1 protein-coding gene is annotated in these 332 nt (G+C 78.9%); it reads left to right on the top strand.

The window, feature by feature from the left end; translation table 11 throughout:
* Nucleotides 1-332, top strand: a 332-nt coding sequence (locus ACFU53_RS42640; protein ID WP_384005163.1) for an acyl carrier protein, incomplete at both ends; no start/stop codon positions are given.

Here is a 332-nt window from a genome sequence, read left to right as displayed (position 1 = left end):
GGCCACCACAGGCCCCGCCCGCGGGCACCCCGGCCCCGCCCGCGGGTGCCGCCGCGCCACCCGCCCCGGGCACCGGCCCCGGGCGCGCCCACCGGGCCGTCCGCGCCGTCTGGGGCGATCTGCTCGGGGACGCGAGCGACGACGCGCAGTTCTTCGAGGCCGGCGGCGACTCCATCCTCGCCATGCAGATGGTCTCCCGGCTGCGCCGCGAAGGCTTCACCCTCGCCATGCGCGAGATCTACCGCAACCCCGTGCTGGCCGACCTCGCCGCGCACCTGGACACCGCCACCACGGCACCGAGCGCCGACCGCCTCACCGCCGGCACGAGCGCC

This window comes from Streptomyces sp. NPDC057474 (genome assembly GCF_042802555.1).
Classification (GTDB): Bacteria; Actinomycetota; Actinomycetes; order Streptomycetales; family Streptomycetaceae; genus Streptomyces.
Note: the sequence above shows the minus strand (reverse complement) of the source record. Positions and strands in the feature narration are given on the sequence as shown.